Source organism: Pseudomonas sp. MUP55, assembly GCF_034043515.1.
In the GTDB taxonomy this organism is placed as follows: domain Bacteria; phylum Pseudomonadota; class Gammaproteobacteria; order Pseudomonadales; family Pseudomonadaceae; genus Aquipseudomonas.
The window spans coordinates 4,005,189-4,028,682 of record NZ_CP138214.1 but is presented as its reverse complement, the minus strand read 5'-3'; the positions used below and the strand labels follow the sequence as shown (position 1 = coordinate 4,028,682).

The window sequence follows — 23,494 nt, the reverse complement described above, 5'->3', positions numbered from 1 at the left end:
GTTGATCGAAGGCCACGGCCTCTGCCTGCTGCGCCACTTTGACGATGAGCCGGGGCACATGCCGGTTCGTCAACTGGCGCACCGTTGGCTGTGCCACGTGCTGGCCGTCTACCTTGCCATCCCGGTCGATCAAGTGCGTATCGCGCGAACCGCCGCCGGTAAGCCTTGGCTGCCTGAGCACACCTGGTTGCGTTTCAACGTGAGCCATAGCGGTCGTTCGGCTGCCATCGCTCTGTGCCGGGGCCACGAGGTGGGCGTTGACCTGGAAGCAATCAGCGGGAAAGTGGCGGTGAAAAAAGCCATCGCCCGGCGTTTTTTCCATCCGCACGAGCAGTGTTGGCTGGCGCTTGATGAAGCCAACTACCTGTCGCGTTTTACGCAACTGTGGAGCATCAAGGAAACCTGGCTCAAGGCCCGGGGCACGGGGCTGACCCAATCGCTCGCAGGTTTTTGTGCGGTACCGCAAAGCAGCGCAAGCGGGGTGGCCGAGATCATGGTGAACCCGCCCGTGAGCGTTGGGCAGGTTCACTATGGTCAGGTTCAGGCCGCGCAGCTTTTTTGCCTGGCCTACGGGGCGATCCTTGCCCCGCATCAACCATCATTGCACTGGCAGTTGGTCTGTGATGAAACGCCGATCGATGGGTTGGCGCCCGTGGATCACGAACAATCGGAGGTCGAGATATCGCTGCCGAAAGCGGCCGCCGCCCCGGTATCGACCTGAGCCGATGGGCTGACGGACATGCGCGCGCCGGCCGACAGACTGCCGTTGATCCGCGGAACCTGACACAGGGAGGATTGCGCACCCATGCTCATGCGCACGGTCGCCACCTGCGCCGTGAAAGGCAACGGTTTCTTGTTGAAGGTGCCGCCCATTGCCAAATCGAGCACCAGCTCAGCCGTCTTGCCCTGGACCTCAATGTTGGCGCCCATGCTGCCGGTAACCGCCAGTTTGTGTTCATCGATCGCACAGGCAGGCGCCTGGATTTCGACTCCCGCCGTGCCCGTCAGCGCTGTCAGCGGCCCACTGGTGTAAAGCGTGATATCCAGCGCGTTGGAGAACAGCCGATCGGTCTGTCCTGCATCGTTAACGAGCAACAGGGCTTTGTCGTTGGTCGTCACCTGGAGCTTTTTCAGCGTATCGGCAGAGCCTGTGACTACCATCGATGAGGTTGCAGCGCATTTGATCGTCAGGTTGATACCTTGTCGGACCTCGACGCTGTTGAACGCGCTCAATGCCACGGTTTTCTCTGCCGCCAGCGCAGAACAGGCAGTCGTGCCGGCCAGCAGCGCCAGCATCAGTTTCATCTTGTTCATAGAGCCTCCGTTTTTCACAGTAATGTCGCGAGTGTACGCAGCGTTGTTTCCACACTTTCCTGGGGCATGCCAAAGTCTACAAGCCCCGCCACTTCATCAACGCCTTCACGCTTGAGCTGTTCCAGCTGTTTGCGGCACTCTGCAGCAGAGCCGAACAAACCGTAGTGGTTGAGGTACTTTTCCACGCCCCACTTAAGCGCGTAGTCGTGCTTCTTGTCTGCGGTCTGGTGATCGTTCGCAGAGGGTGCGTTGAGGTTTTCGGACAACTGCATAAACGCACGCAGATAGCCGGTGAGGGCTGGCCGCAACTGCGGCAGCAGCGCCTGGCGCTCTTCTCCCGCCTGGGCATGCATCATCAGCGTCACTTTGCCGCCCGCCGGGTCCAGCCCCGCGTCCTGGCGTGCAAGGCGGTAGCTGGCGCAGTTCTCCTGCAGTTGTTCGCGAGTCTGTGAGACCAAGTGCGTCAGCACATTCAGGCCGCGTTTTCCGGCCTCGTTGAATAACAACGGATTGCTTCCCGTGGTGACCCAGGCAGGTAGGGTGCTTTGGTAGGCCGGCGGCCAGGTTTGCACCTTCAGCGGTTCGGGTTGACCGGGCCTGGACAGTTCGTGACGCGTCACCGGCTCCCCGCGCCACAGCGCTTGAACCTGCTCCAGCGCGCGAAAGAGCACCTCATGACGCTCACGGTAGTTGTGTGCTTGCAGGACGAAATCGTTACGTTGCCAGCCGGCGGAAAACGCCACACCCACTCGGCCGCGTGAGAGGTTATCCACCAGCGCCCATTCTTCGGCGACGCGCAACGGATCATGCAAGGGCAGCACCACGCTGCCGGCACAAATCCGGATACGTCGCGTGACGACGGCGAGCGCGGCACTGATCACCGAGGGGTTGGGAAACATCCCACCGAACGTGTGGAAATGGCGTTCAGGCGTCCAGATAGCATGAAAGTTGAGTTCATCCGCCAGCCTGGCGGTGCTCATCAGCTGTTCGTACTTCTCAGCGAAGCTGTCCCGAGCTACGTCAGCGAAGCAAAACACGCTGAGTTGCGGGATGGCATCCGGCGTCGAATCAGGCAATGCATTCATGCGCATTGGCCTCGGCTGCCGATTCAATGGTGAAGCAGATAGGCCCCCTGGGCAGCACATTCAACCCATAAAGCGGCGTGAGTGCGGCGGGCGTCGTCGAGGGGGCCAATGCGAAAAGATAATGGCTGCACAGCGTTTCAATGGCCGTGGTGAGTTGGTCCATGGCCAGTGCCATGCCTACGCAGTTGCGCTTACCGATGCTGAACGGCACAAAGTGTTCCCGTGGAATCTTTCTCCCCTGCAGAAAACGTTCTGGCCTGAAGCTCAGGGGCTCGGGCCAGTAAGCGGCATTGCGCTGGACCAGCCAGGGGGAAAACAGCACCTTGGTACCGGGCGGGATCCTCACTCCGTCGATCTCCAGCGGGCCCTGAGTGAAGCGCTCGAAGAACGCCGTAACCGGTGTGATGCGCAACGATTCCTTGACGATGGCACTGGCCAGCTCGTGTGTACCCAGACGGGACTCGTCACGGACCTGGTGCTGGTAGTGGGCGTGCTGGGAAAGGTGAGTCAGGCACCACAGCAGTGCGACCCCGGTGTTGTCCACGCTGGCCACCAGGTTACCCAGCAACATGCTGATTGCCCGTTCCCGCTCATGCGGGTGGGCGTCGACATCAAGGGCCTGGCAAAAGCGTTGCAGCATATCCGCGCCGCCTGCGCCCCCCTTGATCAATGGCCCGACCATTGACTCAAGCTCTTCACGGAATGCGACCAGGGCCGGATGTTGGCACAGCACGGCATAGTCGGTGGCCGGCGCGGCCACAATCAGTTGCAGGTAGATCCTGCGAAAGTGATCGATCAGGCTTTCAAGCTGCAGAGGGCTGAGCGCGGAACCGACAAATCCGTCGGCAACGCAGCGCAGGGCCCACTGCAGACACATTTCCTGTATCGAGTGGTTTCCTCCGATCTGGAGCCGGTCCACTAACCACTGTGCGGCGCCTTGAGTGCCCTGTTTGAGCAATGCTGATTTGGGATTGACCAACGGCGCAGTGAGTTTTCTGGCCAGGTGCCATTCTTCACCTTCCCGGGCGGTGATCAGTGATTGCCCAAGTACCAACCGCCGGGCGGTGTGGTCATTTTCGAGTTCTTTGTGAAAGCTGCTTTCGTTCTCGAGAAAAAACCGAATATGGCGGGCGCCAGCGAGCAGCAGCACGGCTTCCTGCCCTTCGCCGATCCAGACTTTGTCGCCGTGCTGGCGACAAGCGCTTTCCGCAACTTTGAGGAAGCCCAGTTGCGCGAACTTGATGGCTGACGGTTTGACGGTTGCGATGCCAGCAGGATTATCGAGCATGGGCAGTCTCCGATAAGGCGTCCGAGGTAACGGCGGCGCTACCGACCCAGCCGCCCAGGCCCACCGACAGCAGCAGGGCAGGGCGCCCGGTTTGCTCGGGGGCGTAACGATCCAGCAGCAGCAGGGGGTCTGCGGTGTAACAGTGCCCGCACTCGCCCAGCAGGTCGGTGGCGACGGCGCGATCACGGTTTTGCGGGTGACGCAGCCAGGTCTGCCAACTGAGGCGGTTGATATTGTGCGGCAGCAACCAGGCCTGCTTGCGCAGGGTGTCGCAGTAGCCTGCCAGTGCGTGATCCACCAGCTGGTTATGGGACTGATAGAAGCGCTTGATATCTTCGCGTGTGCCATCCAGGCCTTGCCAGAATCCGGGATGATAGAAGCACTGGATGCCCGACACCCTGCGTTGGCCACCGCCGGGTTTGAGCAGGGCGGCCACGAAACCGTCGGCAATCATCGTGCAACCGGGGATATAGCGCTCGGCAAGGTCGAAGTCGGCCAGCGTGTCGCCCGCCAGCAGCGCCACGCAACGATGCGTACCGCTTGCCAGCAAGCGTTCAGCCAGGCGCAGCCCCCAGAACACCGTGGCGCAGTTTTGCTGGTTGAGGGTCAGCAGCGGTGCATCCGCATTGATGAAGCTTGACCGTTTTCGCAAGGAGGGCAGGTTGACGCTTTGGCGCGGGGAAGGCGAGGGCAAGCCCTGCACCAGGATAACCGCATCAACCTTCTCGCCTTGCCCCAGGCTCTCGCCCAGTTGCTGTAACAACGTGTGGAAACAGCCTTCGGCGCTTTCTCCATCGGCCAGCGTAGCCGCTTGGCGCATGCCGAACAGTTGACTGAACGTACGCGCTTCCGATGGAGGCCCGCCGCGATGTGCAATGACTTGGTCCAGTTGCACTCTGGCGGGTGGAATGTAGGTGGCCAGCGAAGCGATGTTCATCGTGGACCCTCCTCGGTCGCGAAACCGCACAGGCTGATCCCGTTCGCGGATTCGCTGATCAGCAGGTAGTCACGTTGTGGCTCCCACAGGGTGCGCAGTGCCACGAAGGGCGCCGCGCACAGTAACTGGGGGTTCACGGCATACGAATGGGTGCTCGCATGCGCGGCTTCCAGCAACGGTGCGGGGCCGATCAGGCTCAGGCGCTCGCTGGTCAGCCCCAATTGCTCAACGGCGTGCAACAGCCACTCGGTGGACCAGTGTGTCAGCGTCGTGCGCCTGAACCCTCGGTAGCGCAGGCCGCGTTGCTGTTTGTTCAGCAGGCAGGCGCAGGCATTGTTTTGCGGTTGCAGCGCTGTCATCAACGGCGACGCGTACATCAGGCTTTTCTGCTCGGCGATCAGCAAGAGGCCGTCCTCGTCTTTTCCGGCCAGGCAATCATTGATACCGTCCAGCGCGAACAGGCCGGCGTCCGGTCCGCGGTCACTGATCGCCAATGCCAGGCAGGCGCTAAGACCCAGTTGATGGATGGCGGCATTGACCACCGAGCTGCCCATATGCAGGTCGGGCGTCCAGTGCGCCATCAGCACGGTTTTCACCCGGGCCGGGTCGATCACCGTGGCCAGCCTTGGCAGCAGGACGGCGATCATGTCGCTGAAGGATGCGCGTCCAGGGCTGGTGACCCAGGCGTCTACCTGATCATCCTGTGGGCTGAGCGTCTGACCGTTGGCGCGGAAAAAATGCTGTGCGTACGAGCGCCAGTGAGGGATGTCCAGGTCGTCTGCGGGCATGGCCGCTTCGGTTTGATGAAACGACTGGAAAACAATATCGGCGGGATCCAGGCAGAGTGTCACAGGCTTTGCCCCTGAGCGGCGGGTGGACGGAAGCTGTTGAGCAGATGGATATTGCTGGTGCCTTCCATGTATTCAAACGCAAAACTGTCGCGATAGCGCCTGCGCAGCATGTGATCTTCCAGCCAGTCATCGCGGTCCAGCCAATGGGGCAGGTGGCACGCGGTCTCCTCGAGCAGGCGCGTGGCGTTGCGTTTGAGCTGGCTGGTAAGTGCATGCTGGTGCTGACCGTCGCCATAGCCCTGAGCGACGTTCAGCATCTGTTGGTAGACGGCGCGATAGGTGCGCCACTGCCTTGCCGACCAACGTTTTACCGCAGCCGACACCGGGCGCACATCAAGCGCGGTGAGCAGGCCGAACGTGGTGCCCAGGGCCATGGCCGCCACCATGGGCCGATGACGTTCGAATACCAGGCTCAGGGCGTTGAGCCCCTGCAAAAGCTCGCGGCGCTCGTGCCCCAGAATATCTTCCTGCGCGACGCGGTGGTCGGTGAACGTCAGGCGCGTCAAGCCCGCACCGGCCAGGCCCAGGGTGTCCAGCGACTCACGTCGCAAGCTTGGTACGGCTTGGTCAGGGAACACCATCACCAGCCGCTGGCTTTCTCGATAGCGCGCGAACACCAGGCCTGCGCTGGCCCGCAGCGCACCGCCGATCAGCGTTTTGGTGCCGTTGAGGCGCCAGCCCTTCTCGTTGTGCGTGAGTTCAGTACTGGCGGCACCGGCATCCGAGCCGGTCTGGGGTTCGGTGACGGCGAAGAATGTCCATGCCGGGCGTTCAGTAAAACAGGCAAAAAAACGTGCCTGCTGCTGTTCGTCGCCCAGGGTCAGGATGGCACGCGTCGTGAGCGAAGCGCCTGGCATTAACATCATGGCGCTGGCGTCCGTGCGGCTCAGGTATTCGATGATTTGCAGGTGTTGGGAATAACTCACCGTCGAAAAGGCCGGTGTCTCCCAGCAGTTGAACCGTGAGGGTATGCCAATACAGGCGACGCTTTTGAGGTCCGCGTGGTCCAGATGGGCAATCGCCTGATGAACGTCGGTTTCCGCGAGCTGTCCGGCAGCAAGAAGTCGTTCTGACAGCGCATAGAGTTGTGGATAGCGGCGGGTGATATCGCTCATAAATGTGCATTCGCGTAGAGAAAGAACTGAGCGTTAACTTAGTGGGCCCCAACGTCCGGGTATTGCTTGAGGTTGCAAAACACCGGGATTTCGTTGCCCGCCGGCACCTCCAGCAACAGCGAGGAAAAGGTCGCTCCCATTCCCACGCTGGCCAGCATTACCTTGGCGCCACGGGAAAGCTGTTGCCCACGGATAAGTGCCGCCAGGTTCAAATAGGGATCGGCACCGAAACAGTGTCCGAAGCGCGCAACGTTACGCAGGAAAACCCTATTGCGAGGGATTTGCAGCGCGTCGGCCACTTTCTGCCAGGAGGACAGGTTGACGTTGTGCGGGGCTATCCAGTCCACGGTGTCAAGGGCGCAATCAAAATGCTCGGCGGCGTTGCGCATCGCATTGCTGACGAATGCGAAATAGGCCTCGGCGAAGGCCGGGTTGGTGCGTGGCTCGTTACCCTTGTGCTGGCTGAACTCGCCGGCCTGCTCGCTGTACCGCGCGATGACCCTGGCGCGATCGCCGGACCGGCTGAGCAGCACGGCGCAGCCGGCTTCACCCATGATGGTGGTGTCGTCCAGCAGCTCGACTTTGGGATGGAAGGCTTTTTCTCCGATCAGCATCAAGGCGTATTCCCCGTCCCTGAGACGGCTGCAGAGGTATTCCACGCCAGCCAGCGAGGTCGCGCAGTGGCCCATCGTGAGGCTGCAGTACTGGGTGTCTTCGGCGAATCCGCAGCCGTCGAGCAAGGCCCTGCCGGTTTCGTGAAACGGGCGCAGGCTGGGCACCGTATGCGCATGCACCACATGGCGGATGCGCGAGACAAGGTGGGAATGAGCGGCGACGAACTGCTCCAGCAACGGGCGTATCAGATCATCCACCGTACCGGGCTGGCGCGGGAAGTGCTCAAGGCCGTAGAACCGCGAAAACATCCGCACGTCCAGCGCGCTCAGCCCAAGGGGGTGGGCAACCTCGGCCAGCGATTTGCGCTGCTCGGGAATGTGCAGGGTAATGGATTCAATGTGCCCAAGCATGGGTGTTCCCTTTTGCAGTGTCAGCCTGGTTCGCGCACAGAAACCGGGCCAGTGTTTGCAGCGCCGGTTGATGCGAAAGAATGCCCAAGTGCCCTGTGTCCTCGATCATGTGCAATTGGCTGCCGGGCAACTGAGACTGGATTTGCCTGGCGTTGGCCGGGCTGATTCGCTGGTCCCGCAGGCCTTGCATAATCAGCACCCGAGCCTCGCTGAACGCGTAGGGGCTGCAGGTTTGCAAGTCGGCAAACATGGGGTAGCGGCGTTGGAAGTCGGCGCCAAGCAATGGCAGGTAGTGCTCGGCCGCACGATGCAGTACGAGGTAACGCTGCAACAGGTTTGCCAATGAGGCGGGGGCATTGAGCAACGCTACCTGGTTGAGGATAAACCCCTGGCTATGGGCCATTGCCGTGATGATCCCGCCGGCCGAATGGGCTACAACACTGTCGAACGCGCCGTATCTGGCCTGCATCATCAGCAATAACGGCGGTTGGGCAGGTAATTCGCAACCGGCGGGTGTTTCGGGGTCATGGCCCAGGAGGAAGGGTGTGTACACCCGATAGCCGCAGGCGTGCAATACGCTTTGCAGCGCACACAGCATCATCGGATGACCGCCCCAACCGTGCAGTAACAGCACGCTTTTGGCCTGGGGGCTGGGGGTGTCGTTGATCAACACCCGGCTGCGGTAGGCGCCGCAGGTAACAACCTCGGTTTTCATGCTGGCCAGTTGTTGCAGTTCGGCTGAACGCATCGGCATCACGGCCGGGTTGGCCAGGCGCTGAATCAATGAAACAAGCTGGGTGTCCATAGCGCCCCCTAGGCTTGTGCGCAAAACAGCAGGTAGTGCAGCGTTGCCCGTTGGGGCGTGGCATCGGCACTCAGGCGCTGCAGCGGGTCATACAGGTAAAGCAGGCGCTGTCCGGGTTCAAGCAGCGTGCTTGCCAGCGTGCCGACGCGTTGCGGCTCAAATTGCCCGGTGCTGATGCCCCAGGTTTCGACAAAGCCCGGGCATTGGGATATCAGGCTTTGCAGCAGTGGCGTGGCGCCACGCGCGGCTGGGTGAACGCTGTGATACACCAACTGTGTTGGAAAAGGCTCGCTGACGATGCGACGACACAGCTGCACAGCGTCCATGGCGTGCAAGCGCTCGCCGCAGTCGACCTGCGGCCAGTGCTGATACCAGCGGGCCTCGGCAGTTTGCACAGTGCCGGCAATAAAGTGTCGGCTGTCCAGTGTAATGGGTTCGCAGGTACTGACGATGTCCAGTTGACCCTGCAGCAGAGGGGCGAGGGTCATCGGCATTCCAGGCTGGAGGGTGGAGGTGAGAAGCTCATGCCCAGTTGGTGGACTTGCCGTGTGCCCTCGGTGTACTCAAAGGCTTTTACATCGCGAAAAGCCTGCCAGAGGGCTGTCGGAACAGGCTGTGCGCCTTTGGGGAACGCGTGGATCAGATGGCTGACAATCTCATCGGCAAGGACGACGCACGCGGTTTTGACCATGCCGGGGCTTTTGCCTGACGCCTGTTGCGCGTCCGCCCGCTGGCAGACCGTCAACGCGTCACGGTAAGCGCTACTCCAGCGCCGCTTCAGCACCGCCAGCCGTTGCGACTGGTCCGGGGTCGGCGTGACGCAGGCGTGCCACTCCTGCAAGGCGCGTCGCGCCACACCCAGGGCCAGGGCGCCGACACAGGGACGCAGTGCATCGAAGGTGGCCATCGCTGATTGCGCAAACCGCTGAGTAGGTTTCAAGTGCTGCCCAAGCAGATCCGCAGTCGGGATAAACAGATCGTCGAAATGCATCAACGCCAGGTTGGTGCCGTCAAGCCCGGTCAGCGACAGGCGCTGGCGAGTCACCGCCGGGTTTTGTGGCGAAAACACAAAGGCGTTGATGCCCAATTGTCCCGGTGCGGTGCGCGCAAACAAGACGCCGGTGTCGGCGACTACGCCGTTGCCGATGAACATCTTGCTGCCGTGGATCAGGTAGCCACCGTCAACCGCCGTTGCGGTGGTTTGCATGGCCCCGGCATCACTGCCCTGGGTGGGTTCGGTCATTGCAAAACACGACCAGCACAACGCCCGTTGAAACTGGCCGAAGAATGCATCCTGCTGCTGTTCGCTGCCCAGCCCGGCCACCACATAGGCCGCCATGCTGGGGCCTGGCGCACTGAAGATGAGTGCCGGTGAAACGAAGCCAATTTGCTCGTAGAGCTCAAAGCGCGCCGCCAGGCTGACTGCCTGATCATTGGCACAGGCCAGATAGCGTTGTGGCACGCCGAGCTGATTCAATGTCGCCGCGAACGACCACTGCCCCAGGACCTGTCGCGTATCGCCCATATGACGCAACTGGTCCGCCACCTGCTCGGCGTCTGCGCCCAGCGGGCTGGATGAGCGAGCGAACAGTTCATCGTAGATTCGATTCATAGCGGGCCCGACATGATTTCAATAATCCCGGCATCACGGTGATAAAGGTGGCTGGAGCGATGGTGGTCATCGAAGGCGTTGAATGGGCGCGTCAACACCATCCAGCCAGCCGCTTTCATGGTCTGCAGTTGCTGATCGAAGTCATTGACCTCAAAACAGATGTGGTAGGGCAGTGACGACTTGCCGGATTTGTCCAGTAGCTCGCATAACGGCCGGTTGTTTTGCGAAGGTTCTACCAACTCGATCTGGCTGTTCCCTTCAGCCGTCGCCATCAGCGTGATGAAGACTTTTTGTGCGGCCATGTATTCTCTGAATCGGACGACCACCGGGAAAAACGGTTTGACCGCAGCAGCCGTTGCATCGCTGTCGCACACCACATAACCGATATGACTGAAACGCATCGCGCCGCCCTTTATCCTTGAAGAGAGTGTTTGACGCCGGCACCTGTGCGGTACCGGCTTACAGCGTGGCGAGCATTTTCGCCGGCATGGCGCAAAGTTTTTTATATGTGCTTGCAGCCCATCATCCCGTGACCCCCGGCGCTGCCTTGTGCGCCTGTACCAGTTGCTGGCGATCGATCTTGCCGTGCAACGTGACGGGGAAGGTCTGACAAAAGAACAGGGACTTGGGGATCATGTAGCCCGGCAATTGCTCCGCCAGGAACTGGCGCAGGGCTTCGCGGTGAGGCGCACTGTCGTCATGCAGCTGTATGAACAGTTGCAGGTCGATGACCTTGCCTTCTTCTCTGATCGGAACGGCGCAACACTGGATCACCTGCGGGTAGCGACACACGCTGCTTTCGATTTCGCCCAGTTCCACCCGATTGCCGTTCAACTTCAGTTGGTTGTCATCCCTGCCGTGGATAAACAGCGACTGATCGTCATCCACAAAACCGCGGTCGCCCGTGGCGTAGTAACGTCCGAATGTGTCATGGCTGAAGGCGTTGTTGCGCGGGTCGTCCTCCGGCTGGTAGCCCAGTGCAACTTGCGGGCCGTACAAACGCACTTCGCCCATTTCTCCAGGCGGCAGGCTGCGGCCATCGGCGTCCACGATCCTGACCTGGGTCAACCCGCAGGGTCTGCCAAGCGACAGCAGGCCTGCATTGTGCTCGGGCGGCTGGCCCAGCGCGAACGTATGCGTCATGCCAGTGGTTTCGGTAGGGCCATATCCGTGCATCACTTCAAGGCCTGGAAAGCGGGCCTGCAACTGCGTCACCAGGCCCAGTGCGGCGCGCTCGCCGGCCATGAAGAACCGCTTGAGGTCAGGGAACTGTTCGCGCCCGAACAACGGGTCCTTCAACATCAGATCGACAAAGCTCGGCGTGGAAAACCAACTGGTGACAGGGCATTGCGGGTAACGCGACATCAAACGAATATTCTGCCTGGGCAGCATATTGTGGCGGTGATCGAGCATCAGCAGCGCTCGGCCCGCGCACAGCACCGGGAAGAGATCGAGCAAGCCCATGTCGAAGGAGAAACAGGCGTGGCTCACGTGGCACCCCTGTGCAATCCCGTCGCTGATCATCGGGCTGTACCACGTGGAGAATGCGGCGAAGTTCTCATAGCTGACCACCACGCCTTTGGGTTCACCGGTACTGCCGGAGGTGGGAAGAATATAAAAGGCCGGCTGGGTCAGTTCAGGCTCAAGCGGCAGTGTCGCCGGGTCGCCATTGTCCAGGGATGACGTGACCCATTGTGGCCAGCGATCCAGGCCTTCCAGCCGTTGCGGCGTCGCAGTGACGATCACCTCGGCGCGGATCAGGTCGGCAATCTTTTCAACCCGCGCAACCGGGTTGGACTGGTCGACGAAGGTGAAGCAGCTTCCCTGGCTGATACACGCCAGCATGGCCGCTACCGCATCTTGTTGCTTATGCCCATGGACCAGCACGTTGCGGCCTGCCCAGGGGGCGAGTGCACGGGCAATCGCGGCCGTGCGCAGGCCCAGTTCCGCGAAGCTGTAGCTGCCCTCCTGGTTGATCAGCGCGACAGTCGGGTGCTGATTTTTCAGGCGCTCAAACAGCGGTTTGATTTGCGATGAAAACATATTTTTCTCCATGGTCCTTCGCCAGTTGCCAGGCAACCGAGCGATCCAGTTTGCCGTTGTGATTCAGTACGGTGCGCGGGGTGCTGTACCAGTAACGTGGAATGGCCCACGGGGGGAAATGGGCTTGCATGGCAGTGCCCAGTTGGGACAGATCACCGCCCGCATTGAGGATGACGCACGCCTGGATCGCCTCAGCGTTGCCCTTGCGCCAATACGGCTCGACCACCACATCGGCGACAAGGTTACGGTCACGCAGGAAATGCTCGATTTCGTGCAGGTCAATACGGTGGCCCTGAACCTTGACCTCGGCGTCTTCGCGCCCAAGGAAGTAAAACCAGTGGCCATCAAACAGTCCGATATCCCCGGTGGCGTAAGTGGCGTGCCCCGCCTGTCGACTGAAATTGGCCTGGCGCGCGGGCGTCGCGTTGAGGTAGCCGGGGCCGACGCACGCGCCGCTGATCAATATCTGTCCGCGGCCCGAAGCGTCCAGCGGATGGGCCAGGCGCAATGCCGCGCCCGGGCGGGCGCGCCCAATCGGCAGCGGCAATGACGACGCCACCATCTCCACAGTGATCAGCACCTGCGAGGCCGCCACGGTGCATTCAGTGGGGCCATACGTATTGATCACCTCGCAACCTGGGAAGCGTGCCCATAACTGCGTGACGATCTCTTTAGGCAGCGTTTCACCGCAGAAGATAAACCGGCGCAGCTGTGCAAGCGTTCCGGCGTTGAAGGTCGGATCCAGCAGGTAGAGACGCACCATCGACGGCGTGGAGACCCAGCAGGTCAGCGCCATGTGCGCGTGCTGAGCAATCATCTTGCGGGTGTTGATCAACTCTCGATGATCGAGTACCGACAGCGGTTGCACAAATGTCCAGGCGAGCCAGATTTCAAACAGGCAGACATCGAAGCAATACCGCACATTGCCGGTGACGGCCCCCTCCAGGGCAAAATCGTTGCGCACCCAGGACACGAAATCAGCCAGGTTGGACAGGCTGATCTGAATGCCCTTGGGCTCCCCGGTGGTGCCTGAGGAAAACATGATGTAGGCCAGCGGGGCGATGACCGCGTCGTCGAGCCGTCGGCGGGTGGCGTCGAGCAACTGCCGCAGTGCCGCTTGATCATGGTGCCGCCAGGGCAGGTCAGCGAGGGCGACCACCCGGGCATTGGCCGCCAACAGCGCAGGGCCGTCCGTGTTCAGGATCAGGCTTGCGCCGACAGTGCGGGCAATCCGTTCCAGGCGCTCAGGTGCGTTGTCCGACTCCACCGGCACGATGGGACAGCCGCACAGCAGGCAGGCCCACCAGGCGGCTAGAAAATCGAAAGACTTATGGCCATACACCAGAACCGGCGCCATGGGGGTTTCGCCATGGGCATGCTGGCGCATTATTTCATGCGCGATATCCTGCGCCCGCTGGCTCAGCGCCGCGTAGCTGTGCGTCACTGACTGGTGGTGCCAGGCGGCAGCGGGTTGAACCCCAAAGCGCATGAACACGCTTATGAGCGCAGACCAGGCGTCCATTCATGCCGCCCGGCTGGCGAGTTGCAGCTCAATGAAATTGGACAGACTGCCCACGGTTTCGAAGTGCTGGAATTCCAGCGTGGCCGGGTCGAGGACCAGGTCCTCGATACTTTCCTCAAGGTACATGATCAGTTCGATGTACAAGCCGCTCTCAAACCCCAGATCGCGCTCCAGATGGGTTGCGGCATTGAGTTCCGAGAGGTTTGAGGTTTCCAGGACCAGTCCGATGGCTTCAATGATGGTTGGCGTATACATGGTGGCTCCCCGTTTGTTGTGTGCAGCCGACGTTAAGGTTGTTTTCGCGGCGCGGCATAAGGGTGGATAGCTGGCCACGGTCAACTTTGCCGTTGTTGTTCCTGGGTAATGCTTGGCTGAAGTAATAGCGATGGGGCCGCTTGTAGGCTTCCAGGTGGGTTTGGCAGAACGCTTTGAGCGACGCTTCATCGAGGGGCGCGACGCATTCGATACACGCGACTATTTCGTCGCCATGGACCGGATGGGCAATGCCAATCACCGCGACCTGAAGTACGCCAGGCACACGCTTGAGCACGCCTTCGACTTCCCGGGGCGCGACCTTTTCGCCGTTAGTCTTGAGGATGTCATCGCTGCGCGAAAGGAAGTAAAGCAAGCCTTGTTCATCCAGCCGGCAAATGTCGCCGGTGTAGAGAAGCGACTCACCGTGCAACGGTCCGGGGCGCAGCTTTTTCGCGGTTTGCTCCGGGTTGCGCCAGTAGCCGCGCATCACCGTCGCGCCACGAATGACCAGCTCGCCAGTGGCATTGCTGCGGTGTGCAACACCGTCATCATCCACCACCCACAGCTCGGTATTGGGGATGGCGTAGCCCACGCTGTCCTTGTGTTGTGACAACAACGCCGGAGGCAGCCAGGTGCAGCGATGGCACTCGGTCAGTCCGTACATGGAGTAGATCTGGGCTTGCGGGAACAGCGAGATCAGCAGATCGATATCGCTGGTGTGCAGGGCCGCGGCCGTATTGGTGATTTTGCGCAGGCTGGAAAAATCGTAGCGCTTGGCCAGGGGCGCGATGATCGCCAGCAGCGTGGGAACAATCGGCAGCACAGTTGCTTTGTGCTTCACCAGTTGTTTGAGCGCAAACAGCGGGCGGCTGAAATCTTTTTCGATAATCAGCGTTGCGCCGACTTTGGCCGTCATGATCGCTTGGTACAGCCCATAGTCGAAGCTCATGGGAATCGTGCAAAAGATCCGGTCAGCGGCGCTCAACTGCAGGTAAGTGGCAACGGAGTCCGCCGCGCTGAGCATATTGCGCTGGGTCAGCATCACGCCCTTGGGATCGCCCGTCGAACCCGAGGTGTAGATCAGGCAAGCCAGGTCAATGTCCAACGCACCTTGCAAATGCGAAGGCTGCGCCGGCGGGAACAGCGCTATCTGCTGCAGGGACGGTGAAGAGCCGCACGCTGGCGCGCTGAGTGGCTGATCGAACAGGACGTGTACGTCACGCTCGCCAAGCGTTTCAGCCAGCGCCGTGGCTTGCCCGGCCTGCGCGATCAGCAGGTGTGACTCCGCGTTATCGAGTAACCAGCCGACCCGTGCCAACGGCGTATCCGGATTGACCGGCACGAACACCGCCTGCAGGTATTGCACGGCCCAGAAGCAGACGACGAAATCCACCCCATTCGGCAGCCACACCAGTACGCGATCGCCGCGATCGACCTGCTGCTGGGCCAAGTATGTGGCGGTGTTGATTACGCGCTGATAAAGGGCGGCCCACGTCACGGCCTGCTCACCCTCGATCAGCGCGACTTTTTCGGGGAACCGCTCTGCAGCCTGCACCAGCCACTGGGTCAAATGGTTCGTGCTCATGTCTGCTCCTCTGGATTCATTTCAAGAACGATGGCGGCAAACGTGCCCGCAATGCCGGACGCTACGGCCAGGATAGGGTGAACGGCGACAGCCCTGTCGCGCTGCGCCAGCAGGCTTTGCAGGTTGAGGAACGCGTCGCTGCAAAAGCAGTGTCCCAATTGGTAAAGATGGCGGCGGTAAATGATGTCGCGGGCGAAAGCGGCGCCGTCGGCAATCCTGTCGAAGGTGGGCGGGCTGATGTGATAGGGGATCAGCGTGCGCAGTTCGTCAGGACGACGCCCCGCTTGTTGCAATACGGTTTGCACGGTATCGAGCATCGTCGGGATAAACGCGTGGTCATAGGCGTTTTCACTGGCACGATCCGTCGAGTGGGTGCGTGTCGCGTAGGCGGCCAGTTGCTGAACGTGCAGGGCACCCACGCGCACCGCGCCAGGGATCGGCTGCGCGCTGACCAATGTGGCGCAGAAGGCTTCGCCGAAATAGCCATTCTGATCAACGTACTGCACGGTGTCGTGGAAGCACTTTTCTCCGGTGATCAACAGGCCGCAGACGTCTTCCTGCCTGGCCTGGGCCGCAGAAAGCTTGGCGTCGAGAAACTTCAGCCCAACCAGTGCCGAGGCACATGAAGCCTGGGAGACAGAGAAAAACTCAACCTGCGGTCGATCCATGAACCGACGTATCTCATCGGCCAGGTCGCAGCCAAGGTCAAACGGGCTGGGGCAATTGAGCGAGTGTGCCCAGGCCACATAGCCAATGCGCCCGAACAGCACCGGGTCGCACTCGGCGCGCAGCCGCTGCAGCAGCTTCATGATCAACTCAGGCAAGGTCTCGTGCGCAAACAGGCTGGCCGACTCCATGCGATGGAAGCGTCCAAAAATCTTGGTGTTTCGCTCACCCCAGGCATACTTTTGTGCCATGGCGGGAAGCGCAGTAAGGTGCTCGGCGACGAGGCTGGTTATCGTGTGGATATACACGTCAGGCCCCCGCCACAAAGCCTGCGCAGGCCAGGGACTCACCCTCCGGCAGCATCAGCAGGATACGCAGGTGGGTCGGTGCCAGTTGGGCCAGCCGCGCCCAGGGCGCGCAGGACAGTAATGACTCGTCCCAGCTCTCGATGCGATGAGCAGCCAACGGCGCGTGCTGGCGCAATTGTTCGGCAAAGCCCGGCGTGGTCAGGATCAGCAGGGGCAGCAAGTCTTCCGTGGAGGTGAACATATCCAGGATGGGCAGCAGGGTATCCAATGCCTGAGGGAAGGCCACTTTGCGATAGTGCTTGAACGCGATGCCCGCGCGGGGTTCGGCGGCGGGGCCGCTCGGCAGGCTGCGCAACATCACCACACAGGCGCTGGGCTCCGGGTTCAGGCGGGCCAGGGCAGGGCTGTCATACAGGATGGCGTCCTGGTCTGCGATCAGCAGCAGGGCCTTTTTTTCGCGGTCGCTATGGTTCCCGTCATCGAGGTAATCCTCAATGACTTGCAATGCCAGAAACGGGCTGCTCAAGCCGTGATCGCTGATGGCGATACCAAAGGCGTCGTGGCAGCCCGTCTCATGGATGATGGCATTGGTCACCGAACAACCGACCTCAACGTCCGGCGTCCAGTGGGTGAGCACCAGCAGGTCCAGGTCATCGAGTCGAACCTGGTTTTGCAGCGCTGCGACCACCTGCTTGAGCATAACCCTGAACGCCTGGTTTTGTGAGGCATACCAGCGCCGTGCATGCTGTTCCTGTGCCCGTTCCTTACGCCCATGCGAATCGAAAAAGCCGTTGACGAAGTCCGTCACCAGTTTCATTTGAGCGCCGTCCGGGGCAGGCGCATCGTCTTGCCGCTCGAACTGGCGCCAGCGGATGTGAGAAGTCGTGAATTCCAGCGACATGGCGACTCCTTCAGGCGTTGGGCAGAGACAAACGCTGGCACACCTGCGGCGCCAACAGAGTGTCCACGCTGTCTGCGGTGCGGATCAGAAAAGCCTGATCGCGCTCGACAAGCACTTCCGCCGGGTGACCGAAGCTCAAGAAACCCACCGGCGACGCACTGGCCCCATAGGCACCTGAATGCCCGATACCGATCAGATCGCCCGAGCGAAGCTCGTCGAGCATCACGTTCTCGCCCAGCAAGTCGGTGGGCGTGCACAGGGGACCGGTCACTTGATAACGACGCTGGGCGTTCTGCCGGGATGGGCCAAGACGCGCCATCGGGAAGTTACGGCGGATCAGGGAGTTGATGCCGGCCGCACTGCCGTGACAGTTGGCACCGCCATCGCACACGGCAAACCACTCGTCTCGGGACGGTTTGAGGTAGTTGATCCGCGTGACGAAGATACCCGCGCGCGCAATCAGGAAACGGCCCAGTTCGATCACGATTTTGCACTGTGGAAAACGTCGGCGGTAAACGTCGACTACCGGCATCAACGCTTCACCCAGGGCAGCCAGGTCGAGTGCTTTTTCCTTGTCGAAGTAGCGCACGCCGAAGCCGCCACCCACATCGACAAACTCGAAGTTCACGCCATGGGTCTGCTGCAGCGTGGCGGCCAATGCCAGGATGTTCTGCGTGTTGTTGGCCAGGGCCTGCCAGTCAAGAATGCGCGTGCCCAGATAAATATGGATACCTGCCAGTCGCAGGTGCCCCAGTTGTGCAAGTACGCCGAATGCCTGCGGCAGCAGCTGCTCATCGATACCGAACTGCCGGGGTTTGCCGCTCATTACCAGCTTGGCTTTTTCGCCGGTGAAATCGGGGTTGATGCGCAGGGCGATACGCTGAGTGACTTCCAGGCCTGCGGCAATATCATTGAGCAGAAGCATTTCTTCAATGGATTCCACCACCACGGCTTTAATGCCGGCGATGCAACATTGCGTTAACTCGTTGATATGCTTTCCCGGCCCGACAAAGATGATTTCGTTCGGTGGCACACCTTGGCGCAGTGCAATTTCAAGTTCCGCCAGAGAGCATACTTCGCAGCCCGTGCCGGCCTGATGCAATAACCCCACCAGTGCCTTATTCGGGTTGGCCTTCAGCGAGTAAAAGTAATCAATGTCTTGGGGGAGCCTGCGTTTAAGTTCTGCAAAATCGGTTCTTATTTGTGTGGCGCTGTACGCATAGAAAGGCGTGGGTACTTTATCGGCCAGCAAGTGATAGGGAATGTCTTCAATCTTGTCGGTGTGGATGTAGTGACTATCAGGAGCAAAAGCTGACATGGCTGAATTTCCCGTTCAATAACGACTCGATGCGATTGATGTCTTTGAAGTTGTCGAACAGGTCGTCATCGAGAACGTCGAAAAAACTCTCGGCGTCGCCGGTTGTGTTGTCGATCCGCTCACCAATGGCTGAAATAAGCCCAACTAAATGCACAGAATCCAGTAGCCCCTGCGGACCATACATTTCTGCACCGTCGTTGATAGACGTCAACTTGTCCTGGGCAATGCCTATGTCTTTGAGCGATGCGAGAATAAAAGCCCGAGCTGTTGTAGGTGAGTTGCTCATGAATGTGATAACCCTTTAAACGTCGTAGGCGTGATCATATACATGGCATTTGGCCGGATTTGCTTCAAATTGCAACGGCACTCGCCGCTTGCTCTTTATTCAACTAAGGCGTGTGCGGGCGGTGTAGCCTCGAGTTTTTTCCTGCACTACAGGCAACTAAGCACTGGCCAGCCGCTCACTCAGGAGGTCGAAACAGCGTTGCGCTGCCGGGCTCAACGCCATCGCGCTGCGACTGATCAAGCCAATTTCCCTGTTCACCCCGGGATGATCAATGTCGATCCGCTTCAACCCCTCCAGGCTGTCCGCCGCCGATTCCGGCAGCACGCTGATTCCCAACCCCTGGCGCACCAGTGCCAGCACCGTGGACATGTAGTTGGCCTCCATGCCCGCATTCAGCGTCAACCGCGTCTGATCAAACAGCGTATCCACCTGCTCGCGCACGCTGCTGTCACGCCCGGTGAGGATGATCGGCTGGTCCGCCAGTTGGGCCAGGCTCAGCTGCCGATGGTGGGCGAGGGGGTGATCCAGCGGCACGAATGCGCACAGGCGGTCATTGAGCACCGGCACGAAATCCAGGCCGTGGCTCAGGCGCGCACGTACGCCGATGCCGAAGTCCACCTCGCCGGACCGCACCTGGGCATGGATGCGGTGGGCCACCAGGTCGTGCAAGCGCACTTCGATCCCGGCGAAGCGTTCACGGAACAGACGCAACACCGGCGGCAGGCTGCCGGCGCATACCGAGGGCAGGGCGGCAATGGTCACGACGCCACGGCGCAGGGCCGCGAGGTCACGCGAGCCGGTGACGATGTTGTCCAGGTCCAGCAGCAGCTTTTCCATGGGACCACGCGCATCCTGGCCGGCGGCGGTGATGGTCACATGACGAGGGCTGCGGTCGAGCAGGGCAACGCCCAGCCAGTCTTCCAATTGTTGAACCTGCACGGTCAGCGCCGAGGGGGACAGGTTCAGCTCGCTGGCGGCCTTGGTGAAGCTGCCCGTGCGAGCGACGGCGAGAAACGCCTGAATGTGTTGGATGCTGTTTTTCATAACGCCAGCTTCATTTTGTTTTTCCGAATGCGGGTGCCTGAATATTCCAATTTACAAAGCCTAACCTGATTCCAATACTCCAGGGAAAACAATAACCGGCCACAAGGCCGCCCTGGAGTACCCCATGCTCGCAACCCTGGGTGTCATCACCATCCTCTGCCTGCTTGCCGCCGTCATGAGCAAGCGCCTCTCGCCCCTGGTGGCGCTGATTGCCCTGCCGATCCTCGCCGCGCTGCTCGGCGGTTTCGGTCTGCAAACCAGTGCGTTCATCATCACCGGCATCAAGAACGTCGCCCCCGTGGTGGGCATGTTTGTGTTTGCGATCCTCTTCTTCGGGATCATGACCGACGCCGGCATGCTCGACCCGATCATTGATCGCATCCTGCGCACGGTCGGCACGCGTCCTACACGCATTGTCGTCGGCACGGCGACCCTGGCGCTGCTGGTGCACCTGGACGGTTCCGGCGCGGTGACCTTCCTCGTGACAGTACCGGCGATGTTGCCGCTGTACACCCGGCTGGGCATCGACAAGCGCATCCTCGCCTGTGTCTGCGCGATGGCCGCCGGGGTCAACTTCCTGCCCTGGACCGGCCCGGTGCTGCGCTCGTCGGCAGCGCTGCATGTGCCGGTGGCAGACCTGTTCCAGCCGCTGATCCCGGTGCAGATCGTCGGGCTGATCTTTGTGTTCGCCTGCGCCTGGTGGCTGGGTCATCGTGAAGAAAAACGCCTGGGCCTGGGCGCGGGTTCCAGCGTGGACGCGATGCCGCAGCGAGTGCTCAGCGACGATGACATCAAGCTGCGCCGTCCACGGCTGTTCTGGGTCAACCTGATCCTCACGGTGCTGGTGATGGTGGTGATGATCGCCGGCTGGGTTGACCCGGTGGTGATGTTCATGCTCGGCACCGTGGTGGCGCTGTGTATCAACTACCCCAACGTCGACGCCCAGCGCGCCCGCATCGATGCCCATGCCAAAACCGCCCTGACCATGGCCAGCATCCTGCTCGCCGCCGGGGTGTTCACCGGCATCATGCAGGGCACCGGCATGCTCAAGGCCATCGCCGAAGTGGCGGTGGCGCAGATTCCGGCGGGCCACGGCAAGTTGATCCCGGCGGTGGTGGGCTTTATTTCCATGCCGTTGAGCATGCTGTTCGACCCCGACTCCTACTATTTTGGCGTGATGCCGGTGATTGCCGAAGTCGGCAAGGCCCTGGGCGTCGACCCGCTGCAGGTGGCCCAGGCCTCGCTGCTGGGTGTGCACACCACGGGTTTTCCGGTCAGTCCGCTGACCCCCGCGACCTTTCTGCTGGTGGGTTTGTGCAAGATCGAATTGGCCGATCACCAGCGCTTCACCATTCCTTTTCTGTTTGCCGCGTCGGTGCTGATGACCCTGACCGCGCTGCTTCTGGGAGTTATCTAAGATGAAAACCTTGCGCATCGGCGCCGGTGCCGGCTACTCCGGTGACCGCATCGAACCCGCCGTGGAACTGGCCGAACAGGGCGACCTGGATTATCTGGTGTTCGAATGCCTGGCCGAACGCACCATTGCCCTGGCCCAACAGGCGCGGATCGGCGACCCGAACGGTGGCTACGATCCACTGTTAAGTGAGCGCATGCGCCGGGTGCTGCCCTTTGTCGGACGGCGTGAAAACCGTCGTCGCCTGCGCGTCATCACCAATATGGGCGCAGCCAATCCGGTGGCGGCGGCTGTTGAAGTACGGCGGATTGCCGCTGAGTTGGGCTTGAGTCTCAAGGTTGTCGCCGTGGTTGGGGATGACGTGCTCAGCGTGTTGAATCCCAAGCAGCGGTTGGATAACGGCTACACCGTTGAGGCCTTGGGTGAACGGCTGATTTCGGCGAATGCCTACCTGGGCGTTGACGGCATCCTTGAGGCGCTGCGCGCTGACGCCGATGTGGTGATTACGGGTCGGGTAGCCGACCCGTCGTTGTTTCTCGCGCCGCAGATGTTTGAGTTCGGCTGGGCCGCTGACGATTGGCAGCGCCTGGGCAGGGGCACGCTGGTGGGGCATTTGCTTGAATGCGCGGGGCAGGTCAGCGGTGGTTATTTTGCCGATCCCGGTTTCAAGGATGTGGATGACCTGGCCCGCCTGGGCTTTCCGTTGGCCGAGGTCGATGCCGACGGCAATGGCTTGATCACCAAAGTGTCGGGCTCTGGGGGGCAGGTCAGCCGCGCCACCTGCAGTGAACAGTTGATCTATGAAGTGCACGATCCCCAAGCGTATTTGACCCCGGACGTCACGGCCGATTTTTCAGCGGTGGGGTTTGTCGAAGAGGGCGTTGACCGCGTACGTGCCCACGGTGCCGCGGGGCGGGCGCGGCCCGAACAGCTGAAAGTCAGCGTTGGATACCTGGATGGCTGGATCGGCGAAGGGCAGATGTCCTACGGCGGCCCCGGCGCGGTCGCACGGGCGCAGTTGGCGCGGGAGGTGGTGCTCAGGCGCCTGGAACTGATCGGCGTGAAGATGCAGGACGTGCGCGCCGAATTGATCGGCATGGATTCATTGCACGGCCCTCGCAGCAGCGTTGAGCCCTGGGAAGTGCGCTTGCGCGTTGCCGCTCGCTTTGAAGAACGCAGCGACGCCGTACGCGTCGGCAATGAAGTGGAAACGCTCTACACCAACGGTCCGTCTGGCGGCGGCGGGGCCAGTAAAAGTGTCCGGCAGGTGGTGGCGGTGGCGTCGCTGCTGCTGCCCCGCGACAAGGTCAAACCGAGGATAGAAGGATGAAGTTGCACGCATTGGCCCACTCCCGCACCGGGGATAAGGGCGACACCTCAAATATTTCGATCATCGCCTACCGCGCCGAGGATTACCCGTTGCTGTGTGAACAGCTCACCGCCGAGCGCGTCGCCGAATGTTTCGCAGGCCTGCTGGAACCCGGCGCGGCGCCGGTGCGACGTTATGAGCTGCACAATGTGCAGGCATTGAATTTCGTGCTGCCCGGCATCCTGCGCGGCGGCGTGACGCGCTCGCTGGCGCTGGATGCCCATGGCAAGTGCCTGGGTTCGGCGCTGCTCGATCTCGACCTGGTAAAGCCAGACTAAATGAGGGGGGCTTGCCCCCTCCCACCTTGGATCGCACAGGTCTGTCAGATCGCGGCGAAGCGCTTGTCCAGGTAATCGATGATGATCTTGGAGTCGTACATCCAGGTGGTCTGGCCGTTTTCCTCGATACGCAGGCACGGCACCTTGATCTTGCCGCCTTGCTCCAGCAGGTTCTGACGGTCTTGCGCGTTGTTTTTCGCGTCCTTGAGGGCTACCGGCACATTCAGGCGGTGCAGGGTGCGACGGGTCTTCACGCAGAACGGGCAGGCGTGGAACTGATACAGGGTCAGGTCCTTGGCCGCTGCGTTGACCTGGGCCTGTTGCTCGGCGGGGCGCTGCTTTTTGCGCGGACGGGTCAGGAAGTCGCCGGCGATAATGATCTGGCCGAGGCCCACTCGAAGTGCTTTGACGAACATGGCTGAAAACCTCTTGCCCATGAAGAAGGGGTCGCAGCTTACCTGAATTTTGCAGGC

The 23,494-nt window shown here is 61.0% G+C and carries 25 protein-coding genes; 4 read left to right on the top strand and 21 right to left on the bottom strand.

Features of this window, described 5'->3' with window-relative positions:
• Window position 1: 1 nt before the first annotated feature.
• Complete coding sequence (locus tag SC318_RS18100) at window positions 2-721, top strand: 4'-phosphopantetheinyl transferase family protein (RefSeq protein ID WP_320427910.1); 720 nt, start codon at window positions 2-4, stop codon at window positions 719-721.
• On the opposite strand, the gene SC318_RS18095 is transcribed toward SC318_RS18100, so the two are convergent.
• The 20 genes from SC318_RS18095 to SC318_RS18000 form a co-directional block, all read right to left on the bottom strand.
• Window positions 658-1,314 carry a GIN domain-containing protein gene (locus SC318_RS18095; RefSeq protein ID WP_320427909.1) on the bottom strand — a complete coding sequence of 219 codons (657 nt, stop codon included), beginning with the start codon at window positions 1,312-1,314 and terminating at the stop codon, window positions 658-660. The genes SC318_RS18100 and SC318_RS18095 overlap by 64 nt on opposite strands.
• A 14-nt stretch (window positions 1,315-1,328) precedes the next feature.
• Entirely contained in the window at window positions 1,329-2,399 is a 1,071-nt protein-coding gene (locus SC318_RS18090; RefSeq protein ID WP_320427908.1) for a MupA/Atu3671 family FMN-dependent luciferase-like monooxygenase, read from the bottom strand.
• Window positions 2,383-3,687 (bottom strand): cytochrome P450, encoded by a 1,305-nt coding sequence (locus tag SC318_RS18085; protein WP_320427907.1) that lies wholly within the window; start codon window positions 3,685-3,687, stop codon window positions 2,383-2,385. Before SC318_RS18085 ends, SC318_RS18090 begins: the two co-directional genes overlap by 17 nt.
• Window positions 3,677-4,624, bottom strand: coding sequence for a beta-ketoacyl-[acyl-carrier-protein] synthase family protein (locus SC318_RS18080; protein ID WP_320427906.1), 948 nt, complete (start codon window positions 4,622-4,624; stop codon window positions 3,677-3,679). Before SC318_RS18080 ends, SC318_RS18085 begins: the two co-directional genes overlap by 11 nt.
• Window positions 4,621-5,412: a hypothetical protein gene (locus SC318_RS18075; protein WP_320427905.1), complete on the bottom strand. Its 792-nt coding sequence runs from the start codon at window positions 5,410-5,412 to the stop codon at window positions 4,621-4,623. Before SC318_RS18075 ends, SC318_RS18080 begins: the two co-directional genes overlap by 4 nt.
• 59 nt (window positions 5,413-5,471) lie before the next feature.
• Window positions 5,472-6,590, bottom strand: a complete 1,119-nt coding sequence (locus tag SC318_RS18070; protein WP_320427904.1) for an acyl-CoA dehydrogenase family protein — start codon at window positions 6,588-6,590, stop codon at window positions 5,472-5,474.
• Between the two features lie 38 nt (window positions 6,591-6,628).
• Window positions 6,629-7,615 (bottom strand): 3-oxoacyl-[acyl-carrier-protein] synthase III C-terminal domain-containing protein, encoded by a 987-nt coding sequence (locus SC318_RS18065; RefSeq protein WP_306493917.1) that lies wholly within the window; start codon window positions 7,613-7,615, stop codon window positions 6,629-6,631.
• A complete protein-coding gene (locus tag SC318_RS18060; RefSeq protein WP_320427903.1) occupies window positions 7,599-8,420 on the bottom strand; it encodes an alpha/beta fold hydrolase in 822 nt (273 codons plus the stop codon). Before SC318_RS18060 ends, SC318_RS18065 begins: the two co-directional genes overlap by 17 nt.
• Window positions 8,421-8,428: 8 nt before the next feature.
• A complete protein-coding gene (locus SC318_RS18055) occupies window positions 8,429-8,908 on the bottom strand; it encodes a hypothetical protein (protein ID WP_320427902.1) in 480 nt (159 codons plus the stop codon).
• Window positions 8,905-10,032 (bottom strand): acyl-CoA dehydrogenase family protein, encoded by a 1,128-nt coding sequence (locus SC318_RS18050; RefSeq protein WP_320427901.1) that lies wholly within the window; start codon window positions 10,030-10,032, stop codon window positions 8,905-8,907. The genes SC318_RS18055 and SC318_RS18050 overlap by 4 nt, the downstream gene beginning before the upstream one ends.
• Window positions 10,029-10,433, bottom strand: coding sequence for a VOC family protein (locus tag SC318_RS18045; protein ID WP_320427900.1), 405 nt, complete (start codon window positions 10,431-10,433; stop codon window positions 10,029-10,031). The genes SC318_RS18050 and SC318_RS18045 overlap by 4 nt, the downstream gene beginning before the upstream one ends.
• Window positions 10,434-10,554: 121 nt before the next feature.
• Window positions 10,555-12,075, bottom strand: a complete 1,521-nt coding sequence (locus tag SC318_RS18040; protein ID WP_306493912.1) for an AMP-binding protein — start codon at window positions 12,073-12,075, stop codon at window positions 10,555-10,557.
• On the bottom strand, window positions 12,044-13,597 hold the full coding sequence (locus SC318_RS18035) for an AMP-binding protein (RefSeq protein WP_320427899.1): 1,554 nt from the start codon (window positions 13,595-13,597) through the stop codon (window positions 12,044-12,046). The genes SC318_RS18040 and SC318_RS18035 overlap by 32 nt, the downstream gene beginning before the upstream one ends.
• Window positions 13,598-13,852, bottom strand: a complete 255-nt coding sequence (locus tag SC318_RS18030) for a phosphopantetheine-binding protein (RefSeq protein WP_306493910.1) — start codon at window positions 13,850-13,852, stop codon at window positions 13,598-13,600. It lies immediately after the preceding gene.
• Window positions 13,830-15,437, bottom strand: coding sequence for a class I adenylate-forming enzyme family protein (locus SC318_RS18025; RefSeq protein ID WP_320427898.1), 1,608 nt, complete (start codon window positions 15,435-15,437; stop codon window positions 13,830-13,832). The genes SC318_RS18030 and SC318_RS18025 overlap by 23 nt, the downstream gene beginning before the upstream one ends.
• Window positions 15,434-16,354, bottom strand: coding sequence for a beta-ketoacyl-[acyl-carrier-protein] synthase family protein (locus SC318_RS18020; RefSeq protein ID WP_320427897.1), 921 nt, complete (start codon window positions 16,352-16,354; stop codon window positions 15,434-15,436). The genes SC318_RS18025 and SC318_RS18020 overlap by 4 nt, the downstream gene beginning before the upstream one ends.
• Window positions 16,355-16,412: 58 nt before the next feature.
• On the bottom strand, window positions 16,413-17,312 hold the full coding sequence (locus SC318_RS18015) for a hypothetical protein (protein ID WP_320427896.1): 900 nt from the start codon (window positions 17,310-17,312) through the stop codon (window positions 16,413-16,415).
• A gap of 10 nt (window positions 17,313-17,322) precedes the next feature.
• Window positions 17,323-18,630, bottom strand: coding sequence for a type III PLP-dependent enzyme (locus SC318_RS18010; RefSeq protein WP_320427895.1), 1,308 nt, complete (start codon window positions 18,628-18,630; stop codon window positions 17,323-17,325).
• Window positions 18,611-18,916, bottom strand: a complete 306-nt coding sequence (locus SC318_RS18005; protein ID WP_320427894.1) for a hypothetical protein — start codon at window positions 18,914-18,916, stop codon at window positions 18,611-18,613. Before SC318_RS18005 ends, SC318_RS18010 begins: the two co-directional genes overlap by 20 nt.
• A 156-nt stretch (window positions 18,917-19,072) precedes the next feature.
• Complete coding sequence (locus tag SC318_RS18000; protein WP_320427893.1) at window positions 19,073-19,960, bottom strand: LysR family transcriptional regulator; 888 nt, start codon at window positions 19,958-19,960, stop codon at window positions 19,073-19,075.
• Window positions 19,961-20,084: 124 nt separating this feature from the next.
• Between SC318_RS18000 and SC318_RS17995 the strand changes: the two genes are divergently transcribed.
• The 3 genes from SC318_RS17995 to SC318_RS17985 are packed head-to-tail and all read left to right on the top strand — an operon-like array spanning window position 20,085 to window position 23,021.
• On the top strand, window positions 20,085-21,377 hold the full coding sequence (locus tag SC318_RS17995) for a CitMHS family transporter (protein WP_320427892.1): 1,293 nt from the start codon (window positions 20,085-20,087) through the stop codon (window positions 21,375-21,377).
• A gap of 1 nt (window position 21,378) precedes the next feature.
• Window positions 21,379-22,704 (top strand): acyclic terpene utilization AtuA family protein, encoded by a 1,326-nt coding sequence (locus tag SC318_RS17990; protein WP_320427891.1) that lies wholly within the window; start codon window positions 21,379-21,381, stop codon window positions 22,702-22,704.
• Entirely contained in the window at window positions 22,701-23,021 is a 321-nt protein-coding gene (locus tag SC318_RS17985; protein ID WP_320427890.1) for an AtuA-related protein, read from the top strand. The genes SC318_RS17990 and SC318_RS17985 overlap by 4 nt, the downstream gene beginning before the upstream one ends.
• Before the next feature lie 44 nt (window positions 23,022-23,065).
• On the opposite strand, the gene SC318_RS17980 is transcribed toward SC318_RS17985, so the two are convergent.
• A complete protein-coding gene (locus tag SC318_RS17980) occupies window positions 23,066-23,437 on the bottom strand; it encodes a glutathione S-transferase N-terminal domain-containing protein (RefSeq protein WP_320427889.1) in 372 nt (123 codons plus the stop codon).
• Window positions 23,438-23,494 lie beyond the last annotated feature (57 nt).

What these genes read in the sequence shown, in the direction of transcription:
- SC318_RS18015 (WP_320427896.1), bottom strand. Translation starts at nt 17,312, where the DNA reads ATGTCGCTGGAATTCACGACTTCTCACATCCGCTGGCGCCAGTTCGAG.
- SC318_RS17990 (WP_320427891.1), top strand. Translation starts at nt 21,379, where the DNA reads ATGAAAACCTTGCGCATCGGCGCCGGTGCCGGCTACTCCGGTGACCGC.
- SC318_RS18050 (WP_320427901.1), bottom strand. Translation starts at nt 10,032, where the DNA reads ATGAATCGAATCTACGATGAACTGTTCGCTCGCTCATCCAGCCCGCTG.
- SC318_RS18040 (WP_306493912.1), bottom strand. Translation starts at nt 12,075, where the DNA reads ATGTTTTCATCGCAAATCAAACCGCTGTTTGAGCGCCTGAAAAATCAG.
- SC318_RS18045 (WP_320427900.1), bottom strand. Translation starts at nt 10,433, where the DNA reads ATGCGTTTCAGTCATATCGGTTATGTGGTGTGCGACAGCGATGCAACG.
- SC318_RS18095 (WP_320427909.1), bottom strand. Translation starts at nt 1,314, where the DNA reads ATGAACAAGATGAAACTGATGCTGGCGCTGCTGGCCGGCACGACTGCC.
- SC318_RS18010 (WP_320427895.1), bottom strand. Translation starts at nt 18,630, where the DNA reads ATGTCAGCTTTTGCTCCTGATAGTCACTACATCCACACCGACAAGATT.
- SC318_RS18025 (WP_320427898.1), bottom strand. Translation starts at nt 15,437, where the DNA reads ATGAGCACGAACCATTTGACCCAGTGGCTGGTGCAGGCTGCAGAGCGG.
- SC318_RS18055 (WP_320427902.1), bottom strand. Translation starts at nt 8,908, where the DNA reads ATGACCCTCGCCCCTCTGCTGCAGGGTCAACTGGACATCGTCAGTACC.
- SC318_RS18035 (WP_320427899.1), bottom strand. Translation starts at nt 13,597, where the DNA reads ATGGACGCCTGGTCTGCGCTCATAAGCGTGTTCATGCGCTTTGGGGTT.
- SC318_RS17995 (WP_320427892.1), top strand. Translation starts at nt 20,085, where the DNA reads ATGCTCGCAACCCTGGGTGTCATCACCATCCTCTGCCTGCTTGCCGCC.
- SC318_RS18020 (WP_320427897.1), bottom strand. Translation starts at nt 16,354, where the DNA reads ATGGCACAAAAGTATGCCTGGGGTGAGCGAAACACCAAGATTTTTGGA.
- SC318_RS18085 (WP_320427907.1), bottom strand. Translation starts at nt 3,687, where the DNA reads ATGCTCGATAATCCTGCTGGCATCGCAACCGTCAAACCGTCAGCCATC.
- SC318_RS18030 (WP_306493910.1), bottom strand. Translation starts at nt 13,852, where the DNA reads ATGTATACGCCAACCATCATTGAAGCCATCGGACTGGTCCTGGAAACC.
- SC318_RS18060 (WP_320427903.1), bottom strand. Translation starts at nt 8,420, where the DNA reads ATGGACACCCAGCTTGTTTCATTGATTCAGCGCCTGGCCAACCCGGCC.
- SC318_RS18005 (WP_320427894.1), bottom strand. Translation starts at nt 18,916, where the DNA reads ATGAGCAACTCACCTACAACAGCTCGGGCTTTTATTCTCGCATCGCTC.
- SC318_RS18080 (WP_320427906.1), bottom strand. Translation starts at nt 4,624, where the DNA reads ATGAACATCGCTTCGCTGGCCACCTACATTCCACCCGCCAGAGTGCAA.
- SC318_RS17980 (WP_320427889.1), bottom strand. Translation starts at nt 23,437, where the DNA reads ATGTTCGTCAAAGCACTTCGAGTGGGCCTCGGCCAGATCATTATCGCC.
- SC318_RS18070 (WP_320427904.1), bottom strand. Translation starts at nt 6,590, where the DNA reads ATGAGCGATATCACCCGCCGCTATCCACAACTCTATGCGCTGTCAGAA.
- SC318_RS18075 (WP_320427905.1), bottom strand. Translation starts at nt 5,412, where the DNA reads ATGCCCGCAGACGACCTGGACATCCCTCACTGGCGCTCGTACGCACAG.
- SC318_RS18065 (WP_306493917.1), bottom strand. Translation starts at nt 7,615, where the DNA reads ATGCTTGGGCACATTGAATCCATTACCCTGCACATTCCCGAGCAGCGC.
- SC318_RS18090 (WP_320427908.1), bottom strand. Translation starts at nt 2,399, where the DNA reads ATGAATGCATTGCCTGATTCGACGCCGGATGCCATCCCGCAACTCAGC.
- SC318_RS17985 (WP_320427890.1), top strand. Translation starts at nt 22,701, where the DNA reads ATGAAGTTGCACGCATTGGCCCACTCCCGCACCGGGGATAAGGGCGAC.
- SC318_RS18000 (WP_320427893.1), bottom strand. Translation starts at nt 19,960, where the DNA reads ATGAAAAACAGCATCCAACACATTCAGGCGTTTCTCGCCGTCGCTCGC.